At 60.3% G+C, this 17,261-nt stretch carries 13 protein-coding genes and 1 tRNA gene; 9 read left to right on the plus strand and 5 right to left on the minus strand.

The genetic code is table 11. The annotated features are described in order from the left end of the window. Positions 1-9: 9 nt before the first annotated feature. The gene (locus DXB44_RS01885) at positions 10-798 is read left to right on the plus strand and encodes an MBL fold metallo-hydrolase (protein WP_097780418.1); all 789 of its coding nucleotides are present in this window, start codon (positions 10-12) and stop codon (positions 796-798) included. A 155-nt stretch (positions 799-953) separates the two neighbouring features. Here the strand turns inward: DXB44_RS01885 and DXB44_RS01890 are convergent, their stop codons facing one another. Genes DXB44_RS01890 through DXB44_RS01900 form a run of 3 tightly spaced genes read right to left on the minus strand, consistent with a single transcriptional unit; the run spans position 954 to position 3,243 of the window. Then, positions 954-1,934, minus strand: coding sequence for an ATP-binding protein (locus DXB44_RS01890; protein ID WP_118657540.1), 981 nt, complete (start codon positions 1,932-1,934; stop codon positions 954-956). A 9-nt stretch (positions 1,935-1,943) separates the two neighbouring features. Next, the gene (locus DXB44_RS01895) at positions 1,944-2,858 is read right to left on the minus strand and encodes a DnaD domain protein (protein WP_055184214.1); all 915 of its coding nucleotides are present in this window, start codon (positions 2,856-2,858) and stop codon (positions 1,944-1,946) included. Positions 2,859-2,874: 16 nt separating this feature from the next. Next, a complete protein-coding gene (locus tag DXB44_RS01900) occupies positions 2,875-3,243 on the minus strand; it encodes a hypothetical protein (protein ID WP_118657541.1) in 369 nt (122 codons plus the stop codon). Between the two features lie 193 nt (positions 3,244-3,436). On the opposite strand from DXB44_RS01900, the gene DXB44_RS01905 reads away from it, so the two are divergent. Continuing rightward, positions 3,437-3,512, plus strand: a tRNA-Thr gene (locus DXB44_RS01905). 202 nt (positions 3,513-3,714) lie between these two features. On the opposite strand, the gene DXB44_RS01910 is transcribed toward DXB44_RS01905, so the two are convergent. Together DXB44_RS01910 and DXB44_RS14490 are read right to left on the minus strand one after the other, a co-directional pair. Then, positions 3,715-3,936, minus strand: a complete 222-nt coding sequence (locus DXB44_RS01910; protein WP_118657542.1) for a GlsB/YeaQ/YmgE family stress response membrane protein — start codon at positions 3,934-3,936, stop codon at positions 3,715-3,717. Between the two features lie 13 nt (positions 3,937-3,949). Next, positions 3,950-4,102 (minus strand): hypothetical protein, encoded by a 153-nt coding sequence (locus DXB44_RS14490; protein ID WP_158581867.1) that lies wholly within the window; start codon positions 4,100-4,102, stop codon positions 3,950-3,952. A 79-nt stretch (positions 4,103-4,181) separates the two neighbouring features. Here DXB44_RS14490 and DXB44_RS01915 point away from each other — a divergent pair, with 79 nt between their 5' ends. From DXB44_RS01915 to DXB44_RS01945, 7 genes are all read left to right on the plus strand, one after another. After that, positions 4,182-4,529: a hypothetical protein gene (locus DXB44_RS01915; protein ID WP_118657543.1), complete on the plus strand. Its 348-nt coding sequence runs from the start codon at positions 4,182-4,184 to the stop codon at positions 4,527-4,529. Continuing rightward, on the plus strand, positions 4,510-5,445 hold the full coding sequence (locus DXB44_RS01920; protein ID WP_118657544.1) for a terminase family protein: 936 nt from the start codon (positions 4,510-4,512) through the stop codon (positions 5,443-5,445). Before DXB44_RS01915 ends, DXB44_RS01920 begins: the two co-directional genes overlap by 20 nt. 15 nt (positions 5,446-5,460) lie before the next feature. Further along, a complete protein-coding gene (locus DXB44_RS01925; protein ID WP_243111004.1) occupies positions 5,461-6,894 on the plus strand; it encodes a hypothetical protein in 1,434 nt (477 codons plus the stop codon). 441 nt (positions 6,895-7,335) lie between these two features. Continuing rightward, positions 7,336-8,328, plus strand: coding sequence for a N4-gp56 family major capsid protein (locus DXB44_RS14600; protein ID WP_199680557.1), 993 nt, complete (start codon positions 7,336-7,338; stop codon positions 8,326-8,328). 15 nt (positions 8,329-8,343) lie between these two features. Beyond that, entirely contained in the window at positions 8,344-8,652 is a 309-nt protein-coding gene (locus tag DXB44_RS01930; protein ID WP_243111005.1) for a hypothetical protein, read from the plus strand. A 428-nt stretch (positions 8,653-9,080) separates the two neighbouring features. Next, the gene (locus tag DXB44_RS01940) at positions 9,081-16,097 is read left to right on the plus strand and encodes a hypothetical protein (RefSeq protein ID WP_147366372.1); all 7,017 of its coding nucleotides are present in this window, start codon (positions 9,081-9,083) and stop codon (positions 16,095-16,097) included. A gap of 251 nt (positions 16,098-16,348) precedes the next feature. Further along, entirely contained in the window at positions 16,349-17,245 is an 897-nt protein-coding gene (locus tag DXB44_RS01945; RefSeq protein WP_118657547.1) for a hypothetical protein, read from the plus strand. The last annotated feature ends 16 nt before the right edge of the window (positions 17,246-17,261 follow it).

The following is a 17,261-nucleotide window of genomic DNA, read 5'->3' on the forward strand; positions in this document are numbered from 1 at the left end:
GAGGTTTTCATGGCAGAGTTCATTTCATTGTATTCCGGTTCTTCCGGCAACAGTAGCGTGGTGCGCTGCGGTGCGCAGTACCTTATCGTGGATATGGGCAAGGGGGTACGCACTACCACAGCAGCGCTCAAATCGCTGGGGCTAGCCGTCAGCGATTGCGCGGGCATCCTTGTCACCCACGAGCACAGCGACCACGTCAAGGGGCTTTCCACCTTCCTCAAAAAGAACCCGCTGCCGGTGTACGGCGCAGCGGCTACGCTGGATTTTCTGGATGCCAACGATATCGTGCCCGCCAACTGCGAACTGAACGCGCTGGAGGGCAGGGAAGAGGACATCGGCTGCTTTGGGGTGCAATCCTTCCCCACCAGCCACGATGTGCCCTGCGTGGGCTACCGCATCCATACCCCGGACGATAAGACCATGACCATCGCCACCGACCTTGGCACCCTGACCCCGCCGGTGCACGAGGCACTTTCTGGCTGCGACCTTGTGGCGCTGGAAAGCAACTACGACCTGCACATGCTGCGCAGCGGGCCCTACCCCTATTATCTGCGCGCCCGCATCGAGAGCGTGCGGGGGCACCTTTCCAACGATGAATGCTCCGCAAAGCTTTTGGAGCTGATCCAGAGCGGCTGCAAAAAGTTTGCCCTGTGCCATCTCTCGCAGGAGAATAACACGCCCAGCCTTGCCTTGCAGACCGTGTTCACCACCTTGGGTGCAGCCGGTGTCGTGCCGGAAAAAGACTGCATCGTGCAGGCACAGCGCCGCAACGAGGTAAGCCCGGCATTAGAGTTCTGATTTGTCACAAAATAAAGCCATCTGCAACAGCTGATTCCAAGGGTTTCGCCCCCGGTCATGCTGCGGCAGATGGCTTTTCGTTTGCACGACAATTCGCACTTATTTTAAAATTGCTTCTCTCAAAAGATGTACAGCTCCGACAGAAACAAAACAACTTACTCTGCGGCCTTCTGCACCCGGATATCACTGCCTAAAAACTGGATCTGCACAAAGGCCGCAAGGCGGCTGGAGATCTTCTCTGTATACAGCTTTTCCAGCAGCGCACCGTCCGTGATATTGGTGGTGACGATGGTGGGTAGCTTTGCGCCCAAGCGGTTATTCAGCAGACTGTACAGATTCGTCAGGAAGAAGCTGGAGTTGAACTCGGTGCCCAGATCATCAAGGATCAGCAGATCGGCGTTGCAGGCAGTCTGGAACAAAGTCTCCTCCTCGCCGCCGGGGTCTGTGCCGAAATGCAGTGCTTCCAGCTTGCCGAAAAAGTCCGGGCAGGAGACATAGATCACATCATAGTTCTGCTGCAGCACCTCCCCGGCAATGGCAAGGGCGGCATGAGTCTTGCCAAGCCCTGCGTTGCCCACCAGCAGCAGGCTTTCGCGGGTGGCAGGGGAAAAGTCCGCGGCGTAATCCCGCAGGTCGGCCAGAACCTCGGCCATGTAGCTGCGCACGCTCTCGCCCAGCGTCTTGTCCACCGTGTTAGGATAGTAGTCCAACTGCATGGTATCAAAGCTGGAGATGGACAGACTGGACAGCTCCTCGATCTCCTTGCGGCGCAGCTGCTGCATCACCCGGCGCACACAGTCGCAGGTATGGCCGTCCACTGCGCCGGTGTCCTCGCACCGCTTGCAGGTGAACTTTGGCTCCAGCGCATCCGCAGGACGTCCGCTCTCAGCCAGCAGCGCGGTCAGTTTCTGCTTTGCCGCCGCAAGCGCAGCGGCAGCTTCGGTGCGGTCTTTCCCGGAGGCTCCGGCAATGGCACAGCGGATGCCCCGCACCCGCACCTCTTCCTCGGCGTGACGCAGCCCGGGAATCGCGGCTTCGGCTTCAGCCTGTGCATCCTGCGCCAGTGCGCGGGCGGTCTGCCGCCGCATGGCTACGGTGCGCAATGCCTGCTGATATAATTCGTTTTTGGTACGCATAAAGGCTCCTTACTCCGGTTTCTTGATCAGGGGACGGCGGCGAGTGGCGTTTTTCAGGATATCGTTTCCGCTGGGCGTGTCGCGGTCCACCCGGATATTCCGGCTGGCACCGGCTGCGGCTACCGGCCCGCGCACATCATGGATGCTGCGCAGACCCTTGGCGTTCCATGTTTTCAGGATGCTGTTCCAGTACCACAGATCCCGCTTGGGGCCGGCCTGTACGGCGGCTTCCTGCACCATGGCGTCATCATAGCCGTACACCTCGTACCAGCGTGCAATGGCCTTGCGCCCGCCCAGCGTCAGCTCCTCGGGGGTGATCTGCAACAGGCTGCTGACGTATTCCTCGCGGCTCTGGCGCAGCGCCAGCAGCTTTAAGTGGGCATCGGCCTGCTCGCCGGTCTCCACGCCCTCAGCGCGCCAGACCTTCAGCTCGTGGGTCACGGCGGCCATGGTGCGCTTGCCCCGGCTGGCCACATAGGCTACGCACAGCATCACAGTCTCGGGTGCAAAGCCTTCCTGCACATACAGGTTCACCAGCTTTTCCATCTCGGTGTGGGTCAGCGGACGGGCAAAGCTGGTCTGTGCGCAGTCGATCAGGCTGGAGATCATAGGGTCGGTGCGGCTGGCGGCGGCGATCTCCGCCCAGCGCATGGGGGCAGGGGCGCTGGGCTCTGCGCCCGGGGCGGCGTTCTCCTCGTAGCGCTCCAAAAGCCCCGCACCCGCCCAGAACGCCAGTGCGCTCTCGGCGCTGATGCGGCTGCGCAGCTTGAGGTCGGCGCAGAGCTTGTCCGGGTCGGTCACACCGGTGGCCAGCACATACAGCGCCACCCGCACATTGTATTCTTCGGCAATGCCCAGCTTGGAGAACACCAGCTGCGGCACGGCGATGGTATCGCCCTTCAGTTCTTTCAAACGGTAGATCATGGTTTCCTCGTTCGGTTTATTCGTTGGCAGTATCCGGCTCGGCGGGCGGCTCCCAAGGCTCGCAGTCCATCATATCCGGGCAGTTGTTCCAGCGCTCTGGCTCGGCCTCGTAAGCGTCTTTCAGATACTGCGCGGCGGCGGCACGTCCCTCGTCGGTCAGCGGAAACACCTCCCGGCGGCGCAGGGCGGGGTCGGTCTTGTCGATCGTCCAAGGCGCGGGCCAGTAGTCCACTGTGAGGATCTTTTCCTCTTTGGTGGCATCCGCGCCGCCGTCCGGGTCCGGTACGGTGCGCTTGCCCGGGGTAAGCCGGTAGCGCAGCCCGGCCTCGTTGCCGCTGTAATCATTCTTGCACAAAAAGTAGTGCAGCAGGGGAACAAAGATCATGGTGCAGCTCGTCCTTTCCGGCAAAAGGCACGGCCTTTTGCGCAATCAATTCTATTATAAAGCCGCCGGGCTAAAATGCAACAACTTTTTGTGAAACGCTCTGCAAAAGCTGCCCCCGCTTACAGGAAATCCGGCCTTGACAGGGTCGCAGAAATATGGTAGAATATTGCCTGTTGCAGCAGATGTGCAATGTGCTACTGTGGCTCAGCTGGTAGAGCAGCTCACTCGTAATGAGCAGGTCGCCTGTTCGAATCAGGTCAGTAGCTCCAAAAAGAAACCCCCGAAAGTTGGCTTGTGAAGCCAGTTTTCGGGGGTTTCTTTTTGTGCGGCAGGGGATGGGAAAGTGGGCGATTGTGCCTTAATTACCCCTGTTTATCTGGAAATTGCTTTAATTAGTGGCGCAAAAGACGGCGCAATAAAAGCACGGTGCAAACTGCATCGTGCTAAAAGCGGTATACTGTTACAAAAAACTTACTTAGAGATCTTCTGTCTGATCCAGATGCAGATGCAGGCACCGATCACCGAGATGGCAAAAGAAGAAAAGCTGCCGGAAGCGTGGATGCCCAGCAGACCGAACAGAAACTCGCCCACAAAAAGGGAGGCCAGCACGCCCACCAGCGTCAGCAGGCCGGTCAGGCAGCCCACCAGTACGCACAGCAGGGCAACAATGAGCAAAATCGCTAAAGTGATCATAGGTTATACCTCCTTAAAAATTATGGCTCTGCCTGCTGCCCGGCGGCTTCGCGGGCGGTGGCAGCATAAAAGTTTTTATACTTTGGCTTGCCATGCCATGCTCGTCCTTGCCGATACAGATGCGATAGCGATAGCGGCCATCCATGCCCTTTTTATTGGTACGCATGAGATCACACTCCTTTCGGTTGCGCGTGCAACTATAAAGTGTTTACAAGGGGCAGAAGAGCCGGAACAAAGCCGCCAGCATGCGCAAGAAGCAGCGGAAGGTGCTGGCGAATTTTGATAAGCGCGGTTTTTTCCTGACAGGTACATACGAGGACTGCTACCTGCCGGATGACGAGGATGCCTGCTGGAAGGACGTGGAGAACTACGCGCGGCGGGTGAAGTACGCCACCTGCAAGCGGTTTGGGGTGGAGAAGGAGAAAATCCGGCTGATGCTGTGGGCGGTGCTGCTGACGGCAGCGACAAACGCGGCGGCGCTGGTGCCGGACACGGACCGGGACAGCGGCCAGAGCGTGCCGACTGTACTGATGGAGCCGCAGAGCGAGGACGAAAGGCCGGAGGTGGTACTGGATGGCAGCGGGACGGCATAAGAGAAGCATCGTGTGGAAGCCGCAGCCGAAACAGGCTGCCTTTATGCGGCGGTGCGAGGACGAGGCACTGTACGGCGGGGCGGCAGGCGGCGGCAAGAGCGACGCACTGGTGATCGAGGCGCTGCGGCAGGTGGACGTGCCGTACTACCGCGGACTGATTGTGCGAAAGACCTACCCGCAGCTTTCCGAGCTGATCGACAAGACGATGCAGTATTACAGACCGGCCTTCCCGAAGGCGCGGTACAACGCTTCCAGCCATGTGTGGACCTTTCCCAGCGGGGCGAAGATCTATTTTGGGTCCATGTTCCGCACGCAGGACAAGTACAACTATCAGGGCAAGGCCTTTGATTTTATCGGGGTGGACGAGCTGACACACTTCACATGGGAGGAGTACAGCTACCTGATGAGCCGCAACCGACCCACAGGGCCGGGCACGGTGGTGTACATGCAGGCAAGGCGCATCCGGGAGGCAGAGCAGAACGACCCGATGCTGAAGGGCAGGGTGATCCAGGGAGTGGCAGACCCGGCCATCTTCAACGAGAGCCAGGGCGAGAGCATTGCCCAGATGCAGGAGAAGTACCCGTACTTTGTGACGTGGCGGCCGGGCGACCACACCCGCATTGCGGGCAAGATGCAGCTGCACTACCGGCTGGCATTTGACGCGGAGGGGCGGCCGATGTTTCAGGTGTTTGACACCTGCCGGCATTTTATCCGCACCATCCCGAACCTTGTGTACGACGAGAGCAACGTAGAGGACATTGACACCACGCAGGAGGACCACATCTACGACGAGTGCCGGTATGTGCTGATGGAAAACCCCATCAGTCCCCGGCAGGTACGCAAAGAGATGGTGCTGCGGGACGACCCGCTGGATATGGACGCACGCCGCAGCCCCATCCGGGTGATGCGGGTATAAGCAGAAGGAGAAGCGATGACAGGAAGATACGAGGGACAGCAGCCGGACGCCGAACAGGACGGGGAGAAGCTGCTGCGGATCATGGCGATGGCGGCAAAGGTGGCCGGGGTGCAGCAGGCACCGGCGGACACAAGACCCGCCCAAGCGAACCCTGGCGGCATGAGTGAAGGAGACCGGATGGTGAGCACCGCGAGACCCGGCACCGGGCGGGATGATGCCATGCAGAGCCTTTTGCAGGGCGATGCAGGCGGGAGCGTACCGGCGGGAGTGGCTGCGGAGACGGTGATCGGGCCGGAGGAAGTGGCCAAGGCGGGAGAAATTTTGCAGCGGTACAAGACCGGCAAGGCGGCGCTGGACAAGCGGATCATTGAAAACGAACTGTGGTTCCGGATGGGGCACTGGAAGAACTACCAGAACAAGATGATGGAAGGAAAGCCGCAGCCTTCCAGCGGGTGGCTGTTCAACAGCATTGCCAACAAGCACGCGGATGCCATGGACAACTACCCGGAGCCGAACGTGCTGCCGCGAGCGGCGGACGACGAGGAGACGGCGAGGACCCTTTCCAAGGTGATCCCGGCGGTGCTGGAGCAATGCAACTACGAGCAGGTGTACAGCGACACATGGTGGCGCAAGCTCAAGACCGGTACCGGCGTGAAGGGCATCTTCTGGGACCCGGTGCTGCGGGGCGGGCTGGGAGACATCAGCATCCAGAGCGTGAACCTGCTGATGCTGTACTGGGCGCCGGGGGTGGAGGACATTCAGCAGTCGCCGCACCTGTTCAGCCTGAGCCTTGAGGACAACGAGCAGCTGATCGGGCGCTTCCCGCAGATGGAGGGGCACACCGGCAAGGGGCTGGACGTGGGGCAGTACATCCACGATGACAGCATTGACACCACCGACAAGAGCGTGGTGGTGGACTGGTACTACAAGAAGGCACAGCCCGGCGGACAGACGGCGCTGCACTACTGCAAGTACTGCAACGGCGTGGTGCTGTATGCCAGCGAGAACGACCCGCAGCTGGCGCAGCGGGGATTTTACGACCATGGAAAGTACCCCTTTGTGTTTGACCCGCTGTTCATGGAAGAGGATTCTCCGGCGGGGTTTGGGTACATCGACGTGATGAAGGACACCCAGACCGCCATTGACGAGATGAACCACGCCATGGACGAGAACGTGAAGCTGGCGGCAAAGCAGCGCTTTGTGCTGAGCGACACGGCGGGGGTGAACGAGAAAGAGCTGGCAGACTTTAGCAAGGACATCGTGCACGTTGTAGGGCGGCTGAACAGCGACAGCTTTATGCCGCTGCAGACGAACGTGTTGAGCGGCAACTGCATGAACTACCGGGATGCCCGGGTGAGCGAGCTGAAGGAAGTGAGCGGCAACCGGGACGTGAGCCAGGGCGGTACCACCAGCGGCCTGACCGCTGCCAGTGCCATTGCGGCGTTATAGGAGGCGGGCAGCAAGCTGAGCCGGGACATGCTGAAGAGCGCGTACCGGGCGTTTGCGAAGGAGTGCTACCTGATCATTGAGCTGATGCGGCAGTTCTACGACGAGCAGCGGGTATACCGCATTACCGGCGAGAGCGGCGGGGTGGAGTATGCCACCTTCAGCGCGCAGCAGCTGCGCGGGGTGCCCGGCGGCGTTGTGGGCGGGGTGCAGCTGGGCGACCACGAGCCGGTGTTCGACATTACGGTGAGCGCGGCGAAGAAGAGCACCTTCAGCCGCCTTTCCCAGAACGAGACGGCGAAGGAGTGCTACCAGCTGGGATTTTTTGCACCGGCGAACGCGGACGCGGCGCTGGCTGCGATGGAGATGATGGACTTTGAAGGCATTGAGAAGGTGCGGGAGCGGGTGAGCCAGAACGGCACGCTGTACCAGCAGCTGCAGCAGATGGCAGCACAGTTGCAGAACACCACCGGCTCCAGCGGTATGACCGCGGAGATGAAAACCTTTTATGAGAAGCGCCTGATCGATCAGGCGTTGCCTGCGCTGGTGCATGACCAGTTTGGCGACAGCTACCCCATTCCGGCGAACAATGGCAAGACCATTGAGTTTCGCAAGTATGAGGCGCTGCCCAAGGCACTGACCCCGCTGACCGAGGGAGTGACCCCGGAAGGCCAGGCACTGACCGTGAGCACGGTGACCGCTGAGGTGTACCAGTACGGCGGCTGGGTGCCCCTGACCGACATGGTGCAGCTGACCACCATCGACAACAACGTGGTGCAGGCCACCAGCGTGCTGGCAAGCCAGTCCGGCAGAACCATGGACACCATTGTGCGGGATATCCTGTGCGGCGGCACCAACGTGATCTATGCACCCAAGATCGGCGCGGGCGGCGCGGAGACGGCGGTGACCAGCCGTGCGGATCTGGACAAGACCGCGCAGCTGACCGTGGACCTGATCGATCAGGCGGTGGCGCAGCTGAAGGTGCAGAACGCCGACCCTGTGGGCAACGCAGGCGGCAGCTATGTGTGCATCATCCATCCGTATGTCGTCTACGACATCAAGCGCGACCCCAACTGGGTGGAAGCCCACAAGTACGCAAGCCCCGAGGAGATCTTTGAGGGCGAGATCGGCAAGATCAACAATGTGCGGTTTGTGGAGACCAGCGAAGCGAAGATCTGGAAGGGCACCGGCTGCCCGGAGGGCCTTGCGGTGTTCGGCACGCTGGTGCTGGGCGCACACGCCTACGCCACCACTGAGCTGGAGGGCGGCGGCCTGCAGCACATTGTGAAGCAGCTGGGCTACGGCGACGACCCGTTGAACCAGCGCGCGTCCGTGGGCTGGAAGGCCGTGAAGACCGCAGAGCGCCTGAGCGAGCAGTACATGGTGCGCATTGAGAGCTGCTCTGAGCGGTACAGCGAAAAGGCACAGGCGAACTGAGAAAGGAGAATGAAGATGGCAGAGAAAAAGGCAGCGGTGCAGGCGGAAAAGCCTGTGGAGGACGTGGGCACCGAGGTGGTGCAGGCGGAAAAGCCCAAGACGGAGATCATCCATCTGTTCAAGGACAACGGCCGGTATTCCGGCGCACGCTTTGTGAGCGTGAACGGCGAGGCGTATCTGATCCAGCGCGGTGTGGACGTGGAGGTGCCTGCGGCGGTGGCCGAGGTGCTGCGCCACAGCGAGGAGATGGACAACGCAGCAAATGAGAAGATCGCGGCGGCAGTTGCAAAAGCGCAGGACGTACCTGCATTGCAGCGGCTGTAAGACCGCCCGGCGGCATTGTGCCGCAGCTTGCTGGCAAGTTACCGGCAAGTTAAAACGGATAGACACCCGGTACGGCAGGCACATGCTGTGCCGGGTGTTTTTGGTAGGGAGACCCCTTCAGCTGCGCAATCCACCTGACGGTGGAGTTGCTCGCAGCTCCCCCAAGGGGGAGCCTTGTTTAAAGGAAGAACTCCCTCAGCTTCACCGTCCGCTGAAGCGGCGCGGTGAAACAGCTCCCTCTGGGAGGGAGCCTTTTTTAGAGGAAAGGAGAAATGATATGACGGCGGGAATGGCGGTAGAGATGGCCGACGGGATGCGGCCGAACAACGACTTTCCAGAGCGGCGCACTGCGGGAAACCTACGGACTGCGGCAGCAGAGCCTGACCGAAAAGCAGCGCAGCGTACAGCGGGAGCTGAGCCGGTGGAAGGTGAGCCGGAGCGCGAGCGAGACCATCAGCCGGATGGTGCCGGACAGCATTACAGACCTTGACCGGTATACCTCGGCGGCGAGCTGTATGTACCGGCTTGGACAGATGGAGGGGGTAAAGACCTTTGACAAGGCGCTGGAACTGGCGGGCAGCACCAGCGGACTGGCGGGTTTTACAAACTATGTGCTGCAGCAGCCCGGCGGCAAAGAGGCTTTGCAGGCAGCGTGGACGCAGGGGCAGGGCGAGACCGAAGCGGCAGGCGGGCTGGGCGGTGCGCTTGGCAGCCAGAGCACCAGCGGCGAGGGCCGGGTGATCTGGAAAGGCAGCCTGCGGGCGGCGGACGAGCTGGCGACCCAGCTGATCCAGCTGAACGCAGCGGGCACCGGCACGGATGCCATTTTGCAGAGCGTGCTGCGGGGACCGGACGGCGCACCCAGCAAGCTGGCGAAAGCGTGCGTCGACACCGAAACGGCACAGATCTATTTTGGAGACCGGAGCGAGGATGTGTTCGGCACGATCCTGCACGAGGACTTTCACTGGTACAACGCTTTGGACGCGGAGGGCGCAAAGGCACTGATGGACATGGCGCTGGAGTACATGGCAGAGAGCGCGGGCTATGAGAAGGTGGACAGCATGATCCGGGACAAGATGCAGGATTATGCAGCCCAGAACCTGACCTATGAACAGGCTGCGGAGGAGCTGGTGGCGGAAAGCTGGAGCGGCATTTTTGAGACCGTGGAGGATGTGACCCGGTGGGCACAGTTCCAGCGGGCGCAGGCGGACAAGAACGCGGACAAGGCAGGCACCATTACCAAGGCCGTGAACGCGGTGAAGGAGCTTTTGAACAGCATCATCAGCAAGGCAAAGGAGATTTTGAACAAAGACCCAGAGAACCTGGCGGCACTGCACGCAAAGAACCTTGCCCAAGCGCAGAAGAAGGCTTTGCAGGATGCCTATTTTGCGCACGCAGAAAAGGCGATGGACAACCTGCGGGCGGCAAAAGAAAACGCCGCTGCCATTGAAAGCAACGGCGCGGCGAAGGGGGTGCGGTTCCGGCTGCACGAGGGAAAAGATTCCCTAGCGGAGCAGATGAACAATCATCTGAGCGAACTGGAAGAAATGGATGCAGTAGCGGATATCCGGGGAACAGAGGTGCTGTTTGGAAAAAGCCGTGCAGAAAACATTACCAATATCGTAGACTACTTTAATAAGCTGGGAAACAAAGTTGAACGAGAAGGCTTTGGTGTTGTTGAACTGACAAAAAACGGGGCGCGTGCGACCGTTGAGCACGGAAACAGCAGGGCAAAACAGATCGCCGTTGCAAGTGTACCGGAAGTGATACAAAAAGGCATCAAAATAGGTTTTGAAAAGAACTGGCAGAACCGCGGATATGACACACACGTTTTTGCGGCACCGGTGAAGATCAATGGGGCGAAACTTTATGAGGGTGTGATCGTAAGAGAGTACATCCGGCAGAACGGAATAAAAAACTTTTATGTCCATGAGGTGTGCTGGACGGACGGAAGCTATGTGATGCTTGACAGCAATGGAAATGTAACAAAAAAAGAAGATACTCCCACACTGCTCCCGAAGGCAGTGCGGGGCAACCTTGCGGATGCCCAGGAAGTATCTTCTGAAACAAGTATAGCACAGGATGCTGGCGAAAGCAAGGAAAACAATGCAGCTGTGCAGAAAACAGTGCGGTTTGCGCTTAGCGCACCGGTGGAGGTGGACGGCCAGAAGGAACTGGTGGCGGTGCACAACCTGACCGAGCAGAACCTGCGCGAGGCGCTGCAGCTGGGCGGGATGCCGTCGCCGTCCATTGCGGTGGTGAAAGCCCGGGAGGGGCACACAAAGTACGGGCCGGTATCGCTGGTATTTGGCAGCGACACCATTGACCCCATGGTGGACAAGGCGAACCGGGTGTACGGCGCGGATGCGTGGACCCCGACAAGGCCGGGCGTAGAGTACGAGGTGAACTACGATGCCATGCGGGACTTTGAAAACCGGGTGTATGAGGCAAGCTGGGAGGCGTTTGACGGAAAGTTTGTGAACAGCGCTGCGGTGCAGCGTGCGGGAGTGGACGAGGCAAGCAGCCTGAGCCGGGAAGAACTGGCGCAGAAGATGCAGCGGGACACCGGGGTGCAGCTGGCATACCTGAAGGACAAGGAAATAACGGTGGAGCCGGTGTATCGGATGGAACAGGAGCAGTTTGACAGCATTGGAAACGATGTGCTGGAGGCTGTGATCCGGCACACGGGCGAGGCACAACTCAAGGAGGCGTTTGAAGGCGGGAATATTGACCGGCTGGACAAGCTGGCAGACGCGGCTGCGGATGCCTTGGAGGAAAAGTACACCCACGGAGCGCTGGAAGGACAAAACAAACGGTGGATGCTGCGGATCAACAAGCTGCGGAATGAAAACAGAGGGCGGCTGTACCAGATGCTGGAGCACGCATACAAAATGGTGACCGATACAAGCGCCGGAAAGCAGACGCTGGATGTGGAGGCGACCCGAAACGCGATACGGGAAAAAGCGCCGGAGCAAAAGGTGGAGCAGTGGGTATACGACAAGCTGGAGGGTGTGCTGGGAGAAAAGGGAATCCGAAACGAAAAAGAACCGTTTACCCCGAGCGGTAAGAAGCGGAGCTTTGCGCAGCTGCACAACCCCTACACGCTGGAGAACCTGGTGAAGGCCATGAACAGCCAGAATGCGCGCGGGCAGGACGTGTGGGGTGTATCGGCAAGCACTCTGATGAGCACGACCACGGCGGAGTACAAGAACTTGGACGAGGTGCGGGCGGACAGGGGACGGCTGCAGCAGATGCCGGAAGCAGAGTACAAGAAGCTGCTGGAGGATGCGGACAGCCAGATCGAGCAAGTGATCCGGATGCTGCGGAAGGAAACGACGCCGCACAGCGACAACAGCTTTGAGGAGCAGGAGATCTTTGGCGAGATCTTGCTGCGGGCAGCACAGGGAAAGCACACGGCGGCGGCCACCGGCAAGGCGTTTGCCAAAGAGGACTATATCATCAGCAAGGACGCAGCACAGAGGATCCTGAAACTGTACAAGGACGTAGCGAAGATACCGACCGGGTACTTTGAGGCAAAGCCGCAGCGTGCGGTGGGCTTTGATGAGGTACGGGCGGCGATACTGCCGGACAACGCAAGCGAAGCACTGGTGCAGCAGCTGAAGGATGCAGGGGTGCCGGTGCAGCTGTACAAGGCCGGGGACGATGAGGCGCGGACGGCGCTGCTTAACAAGGTGCCGAATGTGCGCTTTGCGCTGGCGCAGCAGGCAGACCGGGAGGCAAAGGGCAGCGACCAGCGGCAGGCCAGCAGAGCCATTGCGGACAAGGCAGCGGCACTGGACACGCTGGGGCAGTTCTTTGGCTTGACCCGGGGTGTGAAGGTAAGCCGGGACAGTCTGGAGGGGCTGGCGGTGCGGTGGACCCGCACCAACGGAAGCCGGGCTGATCGGACGAAGCTGACAAACGAGGCGCAGGTGCTGGTGGAGTACCTGAAGGCCGAGGGTGCGGACATGAGCAAGGCGCAGGCGCTGGCGGAAACGCTGGCGGGCGAAGTGCTGGACGGGGCGACCTACCGCAACAGCGAGCTGTGGGACGAATACCCGGAGCTGCACAAGCTGGAATACACGGTGAACAAGACCGGCGCGGCGAAGGCAGAGCTGGTGCGCCGGTACGGCAGCTGGAGCGAGGCAGTGGCCGAGGCACGGCGGCACGGCGTGACATTGCGGCAGGCCGAGGGCGTGCGGGACGGCAACCCGGCGGAGCAGTACGAGAGCATTGTGAACGATATGAGCGCAGCAGGTTTTGTGCGGGACGGCGCGCGGGCGCTGTGGAAAAGCGCTGCGGAGCAGGCCGGTGTGGACGGTGCGCTGAGCATGGAGAGCACCGAGTGGCTGGACGTGCTGATGAACCTGCATGATGCCATTAAGCCGAAGATGATGAGCCGGTTTGCGGACGTGGCAGAGTACGAGGATGCCCGGGTGGAGTTGGCTGGCCGGATGCTGGGCGACGTGATGAACGTGCCGGAGATGACCGACGCGGAGGCCATTTTTGAGGGCATCATGCAGCACAATATGCAGGTGGCCAGAGCCGCAGCGGGCACCGAGGAGCGGGCTGCCGAGGTGAGCCGGGAGCTGAAGGGTATCCAGAAGGGGCAGAAGGCACTGTTCCGGGAAAAGCTGGCGCAGAACCAGAGGGATGCAGGGCAGCACGCGGAGGTGCAGAAGGCAAAGGCGAACGCGAAGGCAGAAAAGCAGCTGAACGACATTTTGGAAATGCAGGGCGTGGACATTACGAACCTTGGCGACCTGAATGAGAAGATGACGGTGCTGCGGGAAAGCTATGAACGGCAGTGGAAGGAGGAAGCCAAACGGCTGAAGGCGGAGCGGCAGGAGATGCTGGACGAGGCGAAGCTGGAAGTGAAGAAGCTGCGCAGCGAAAAGAACGAGCTGGCGTGGCAGCTGCGGCAGGAGACCCGGCGCGCGGACACGGCGGAGTATTCGCTGATCGTGCAGGAGAACGAGATCGCCGAGTGGGAGGCAGAGAGCGAGCGCAAGCGGGAGGCTTTTGCCGAAAAGCAGGCGCAGCGGAATGCCCTTGCCATTGAGGCGGCGCGGCAGCAGCGGGACGAGGACATTGCGGTGGCGAAGGCGCTGGCGGAAAAGCGGGTGAAGAAGGCGCGGGAAGGCCGTGAGATGGACAAGGTGCGCAAGAGCGTACAGCGCAACGCAGCGGCGCTGAACCAGCTGGTGCTGCGGCCGAGCCCGGGCAAGTATGTGCAGCAGAGCCTGATCGTGCAGGCAGCCGAGGTGGCGAAGCTGGCAAATCAGGCGGTGCTGAAGGACCGGGCGGTGAACCGGCTGACGGCGCTGCAGGATAGCATCAACCGCTCGATGGGCACGGACAGTGCACCCACGGCCATGACCGAGGACTGGAAGAAGAGCGGGGTGCCGGTGCTGATCCAGACGTTGCGGGAGGATATGACCGCCGCGAAAGAGGTACGACTTGCAAAGCTGCGCGAGCAACTGGCGGAGGCTGAGGCGCTGCCGGAGGGCGAGAAGGCAGAGATGCTGCGCGACCGGCTGAAAGCGCGGATCCGGGACACCGAGAACCGCACCTACCTGCCCCTGACACTGGAGCAGATGCGGATGCTGAATGCCATTACCAGCAGCACGCTGCATGTGATCCGCACCGCGAACAAGACGCTGAGCCTTGCAAAGGCGGAAGAGGTGGACAAGATCGCCGTGACGGCGGCGGGAGAGGTGCGCGCCAGCAAGGGCAACCACCCCGGCGGGGCACTGGACGGGCTGCACAACCTGCTGACGAAGTACAACCTTGATATGCTGGGCGCGGAGCGGGTGTTCCGCATGATCGGCGGGTATGCCAAGGACGGACAGATGGAGAAATTGGCGCGGATGCTGAACGACGGACAGCGGCGGCAGACCGAGATCACCATTGAGGGCGAGAAAAAGTTCAGCAACGTGACCGGCAAGGAGCACCTGAAGGAGATGGCAGCGTTTGCGGGCCCGGGAGCGAAGCTTGTGGACATTGGCCTTGTGGACAGCAAGGGCGAGGCGGTGCCGCTGACCCATGCGCAGCTGTGCAGCCTGTACATGCACTTACAGAACAAGGACAGTGTGGAGCATCTGATGACCGGCGGCATGGTGCTGCCGGACGCAAAGCTGTACAGCGCGGGCGACATTGAGCAGGCGTACCAGAAGGGGCAGACCGTACGGCTGGGTATGCTGAAGGACGCACAGGGCAACCCCATGCCGGATAGCGTGCTGAACACGGTGGAGGCGGCACTGACCGACTACGACCGGGCGTGGATCGCGGACATGAAGGAGCTTTTTGACAGTTATACCACGAACCTGATCAACGAGACCAGCATGCAGCTGCTGGGGTACAACCGGGCGCAGGTGAAAAACTACTACCCCATTGCGGTGGACAAGGGCGTGCTGGCGACCCAGATCGAGGGGCTGAACCTTGACGCGACCATTGAGGGACGGGGCTTTTTGAAGAACCGTATAAAGAGCAGCAAGCCCATCTTGCTGGAGGAGTGCAGCAGCGTGGTACAGCGCAGCCTGCGGGACACAGCAGCGTATGCGGGCTTGGCGCTGCCGATCCGGGACGTACAGAAGGTGCTGAACAGCAACGTGGAGACCGCAGACGGGCTGGGAAACCTGAAGAACAAGATCATCAAGGAACAGTGGGGCAAGGGCACGGTGGACTACATCAACGACCTGCTGACAGACCTGCAGACAACTCAGCGCAGGCGGGACAACGGCGTGAGCCGGATGGCGGCGCGGCTGCGGGACAACTACGCGGGCGCGGTGCTGACCTTGAACCCGGGCGTTGTCATTGCGCAGGCGGCGAGCCTGCCCACAGCGGGCGGCGCTGGAGGCAGAGATTACCCAGCACGGGGACGCGCTGCTGGAATGGCGCAAGCGGGGCAGCCAGCGTGGAGAGCTGGCGAGCATTGGCAAGGACGGAAGCCTTGCGGAAAAGGCCATGGACAGGCTGCCAAAGGCGCTGACCGGGTGGATCAACGGGATGGACGAGATCACGGTGGCGGCGCTGTGGGAGGGCAGCAAGGCCTATGTAAAGAACCACCCGGCGGAGTTCAGCGCAGAAGCAGCCAAGGCGGGGAGCGGGGAATACTGGAAGGCGGTGAACGAGACCTACCAGAAGGTGATCGAGCGCACGCAGCCCAACTACAGGTGATGCAGCGGGCGGGTATCCAGCGCAACCAAGATGGTATGGCAAAGGCGTTGACGATGTTTACGACCCAGCGCTTCCAGAACTACGGCATTTTAGCCGATGCGGTGATGGACTACAAGACCCAGAGCGCGCGGTACAAGGCGCAGCAGAGCGCAGAGAACCGGAGCGAGATGCAGCGGGCAGGAAAGCAGCTGAACAAAGCCATTACAAGCCAGATGGCACAGACGGTGGTGTTTGCAGCGATGAAAATGGGAATGAGTTTTTGCTGAACAGATGGAAGAGCTTGCAGGACGAAAACGGTGATATGACATGGAGCAGCTTGCTAAAACGGCTCGGAGAGCTTGGAATGGAGAGTTTCGCAGGAGCCTTTTTGTATGGCAGTGAGCTGTACAGTTTTGCAAGTAATGCGGTGACTGGAAATGGCTACGATGTAATGAGCGCAGCAAATATGGGACTTGTAAATGAGTTTGTATCGGCTGCCGGACGATTTGCTTACGAATTTAGGAAAGACACAAGCGATATGGATGAAAAAGAGGAGGAAAAACATACAAAAAAACTCTGCAAGCTGGCTCTGGCTGTGGTAGAAGCGGGAATGCAGGCGGCGGGTGTGCCGTTTGGAAATGGAAAAAAGCTTTTGGAAGCAGCGGGCGGATGGATACAAACGGTGAAAAATTGGGGAGAAAGCGGAAAACGCTGGAACTTTGACAGCCTGCCGAAGAGCGCCACAGGACAGTACGACCGGTTATACAATGCGTATGCCAGCGGCGACCCAGTGGAGGCGCAGGCGGCGGTGGAGAAGCTGATCGCTATGGGAAAGGAGGACAAGATCTACAGCGAACTGAAGAAACGGCTGAAACAGTACGACCCGGATGTGCTGGAGGCGGCAAAGGCACAGAACAGCGGCAACACGGAGCGGCGGGAGGAGCTGACGCAGAAGATCGTGCAGAACGTGTACAAGGTGATGGGTATAGACCCGAAGGCAAAGGCGGACGCAGCGAAGCGCGAGGCGGTGATCGATATGGTGACCGGAGACGGGAGCAAGAAGGGCGCGATTAATGCGCTGGCAGATGAACTGCTGGCGACCGAAAGCGGGCACGACAAGGACGCGGGGATCTACGCAGACCTGACCATGGCGGCAGAGAAGGGCAGCGCGAAGGAATTGCAGGAGGAGCTGGACAGGCTGCTGCGGGCGGGCAAGAGCCTTGGCAGCGTGAAGAGCAAGATCACCACAGTATGCAAGCCGGAGTATGTGGCGGGCAGCGAATACGACCGGACACAGCTGAACGAGATGCTGCTGGCGCTGCGGGATGCGGATAATAACCCGCTGTACACCCAGAAAACGCTGGACGGCTGGGTGAGCGATGCCGAAAAGAAGAGCAAAGCGCAGACCAGCGACCCGTGGGCAGACCTGCGGTAAAGACAAACAATAACAA

It is taken from the genome of Faecalibacterium sp. OM04-11BH, assembly GCF_003482185.1.
In the GTDB taxonomy this organism is placed as follows: Bacteria; Bacillota; Clostridia; order Oscillospirales; family Ruminococcaceae; genus Faecalibacterium; species Faecalibacterium tardum.

Excerpts from the sequence above, each read along its gene's own strand:
- DXB44_RS01885 (WP_097780418.1), top strand. The coding sequence starts at position 10 with ATGGCAGAGTTCATTTCATTGTATTCCGGTTCTTCCGGCAACAGTAGC.
- DXB44_RS01890 (WP_118657540.1), bottom strand. The coding sequence starts at position 1,934 with ATGCGTACCAAAAACGAATTATATCAGCAGGCATTGCGCACCGTAGCC.
- DXB44_RS01895 (WP_055184214.1), bottom strand. The coding sequence starts at position 2,858 with ATGATCTACCGTTTGAAAGAACTGAAGGGCGATACCATCGCCGTGCCG.
- DXB44_RS01900 (WP_118657541.1), bottom strand. The coding sequence starts at position 3,243 with ATGATCTTTGTTCCCCTGCTGCACTACTTTTTGTGCAAGAATGATTAC.
- DXB44_RS01910 (WP_118657542.1), bottom strand. The coding sequence starts at position 3,936 with ATGATCACTTTAGCGATTTTGCTCATTGTTGCCCTGCTGTGCGTACTG.
- DXB44_RS14490 (WP_158581867.1), bottom strand. The coding sequence starts at position 4,102 with ATGCGTACCAATAAAAAGGGCATGGATGGCCGCTATCGCTATCGCATC.
- DXB44_RS01915 (WP_118657543.1), top strand. The coding sequence starts at position 4,182 with ATGCGCAAGAAGCAGCGGAAGGTGCTGGCGAATTTTGATAAGCGCGGT.
- DXB44_RS01920 (WP_118657544.1), top strand. The coding sequence starts at position 4,510 with ATGGCAGCGGGACGGCATAAGAGAAGCATCGTGTGGAAGCCGCAGCCG.
- DXB44_RS01925 (WP_243111004.1), top strand. The coding sequence starts at position 5,461 with ATGACAGGAAGATACGAGGGACAGCAGCCGGACGCCGAACAGGACGGG.
- DXB44_RS14600 (WP_199680557.1), top strand. The coding sequence starts at position 7,336 with ATGGCAGCACAGTTGCAGAACACCACCGGCTCCAGCGGTATGACCGCG.
- DXB44_RS01930 (WP_243111005.1), top strand. The coding sequence starts at position 8,344 with ATGGCAGAGAAAAAGGCAGCGGTGCAGGCGGAAAAGCCTGTGGAGGAC.
- DXB44_RS01945 (WP_118657547.1), top strand. The coding sequence starts at position 16,349 with ATGGATGAAAAAGAGGAGGAAAAACATACAAAAAAACTCTGCAAGCTG.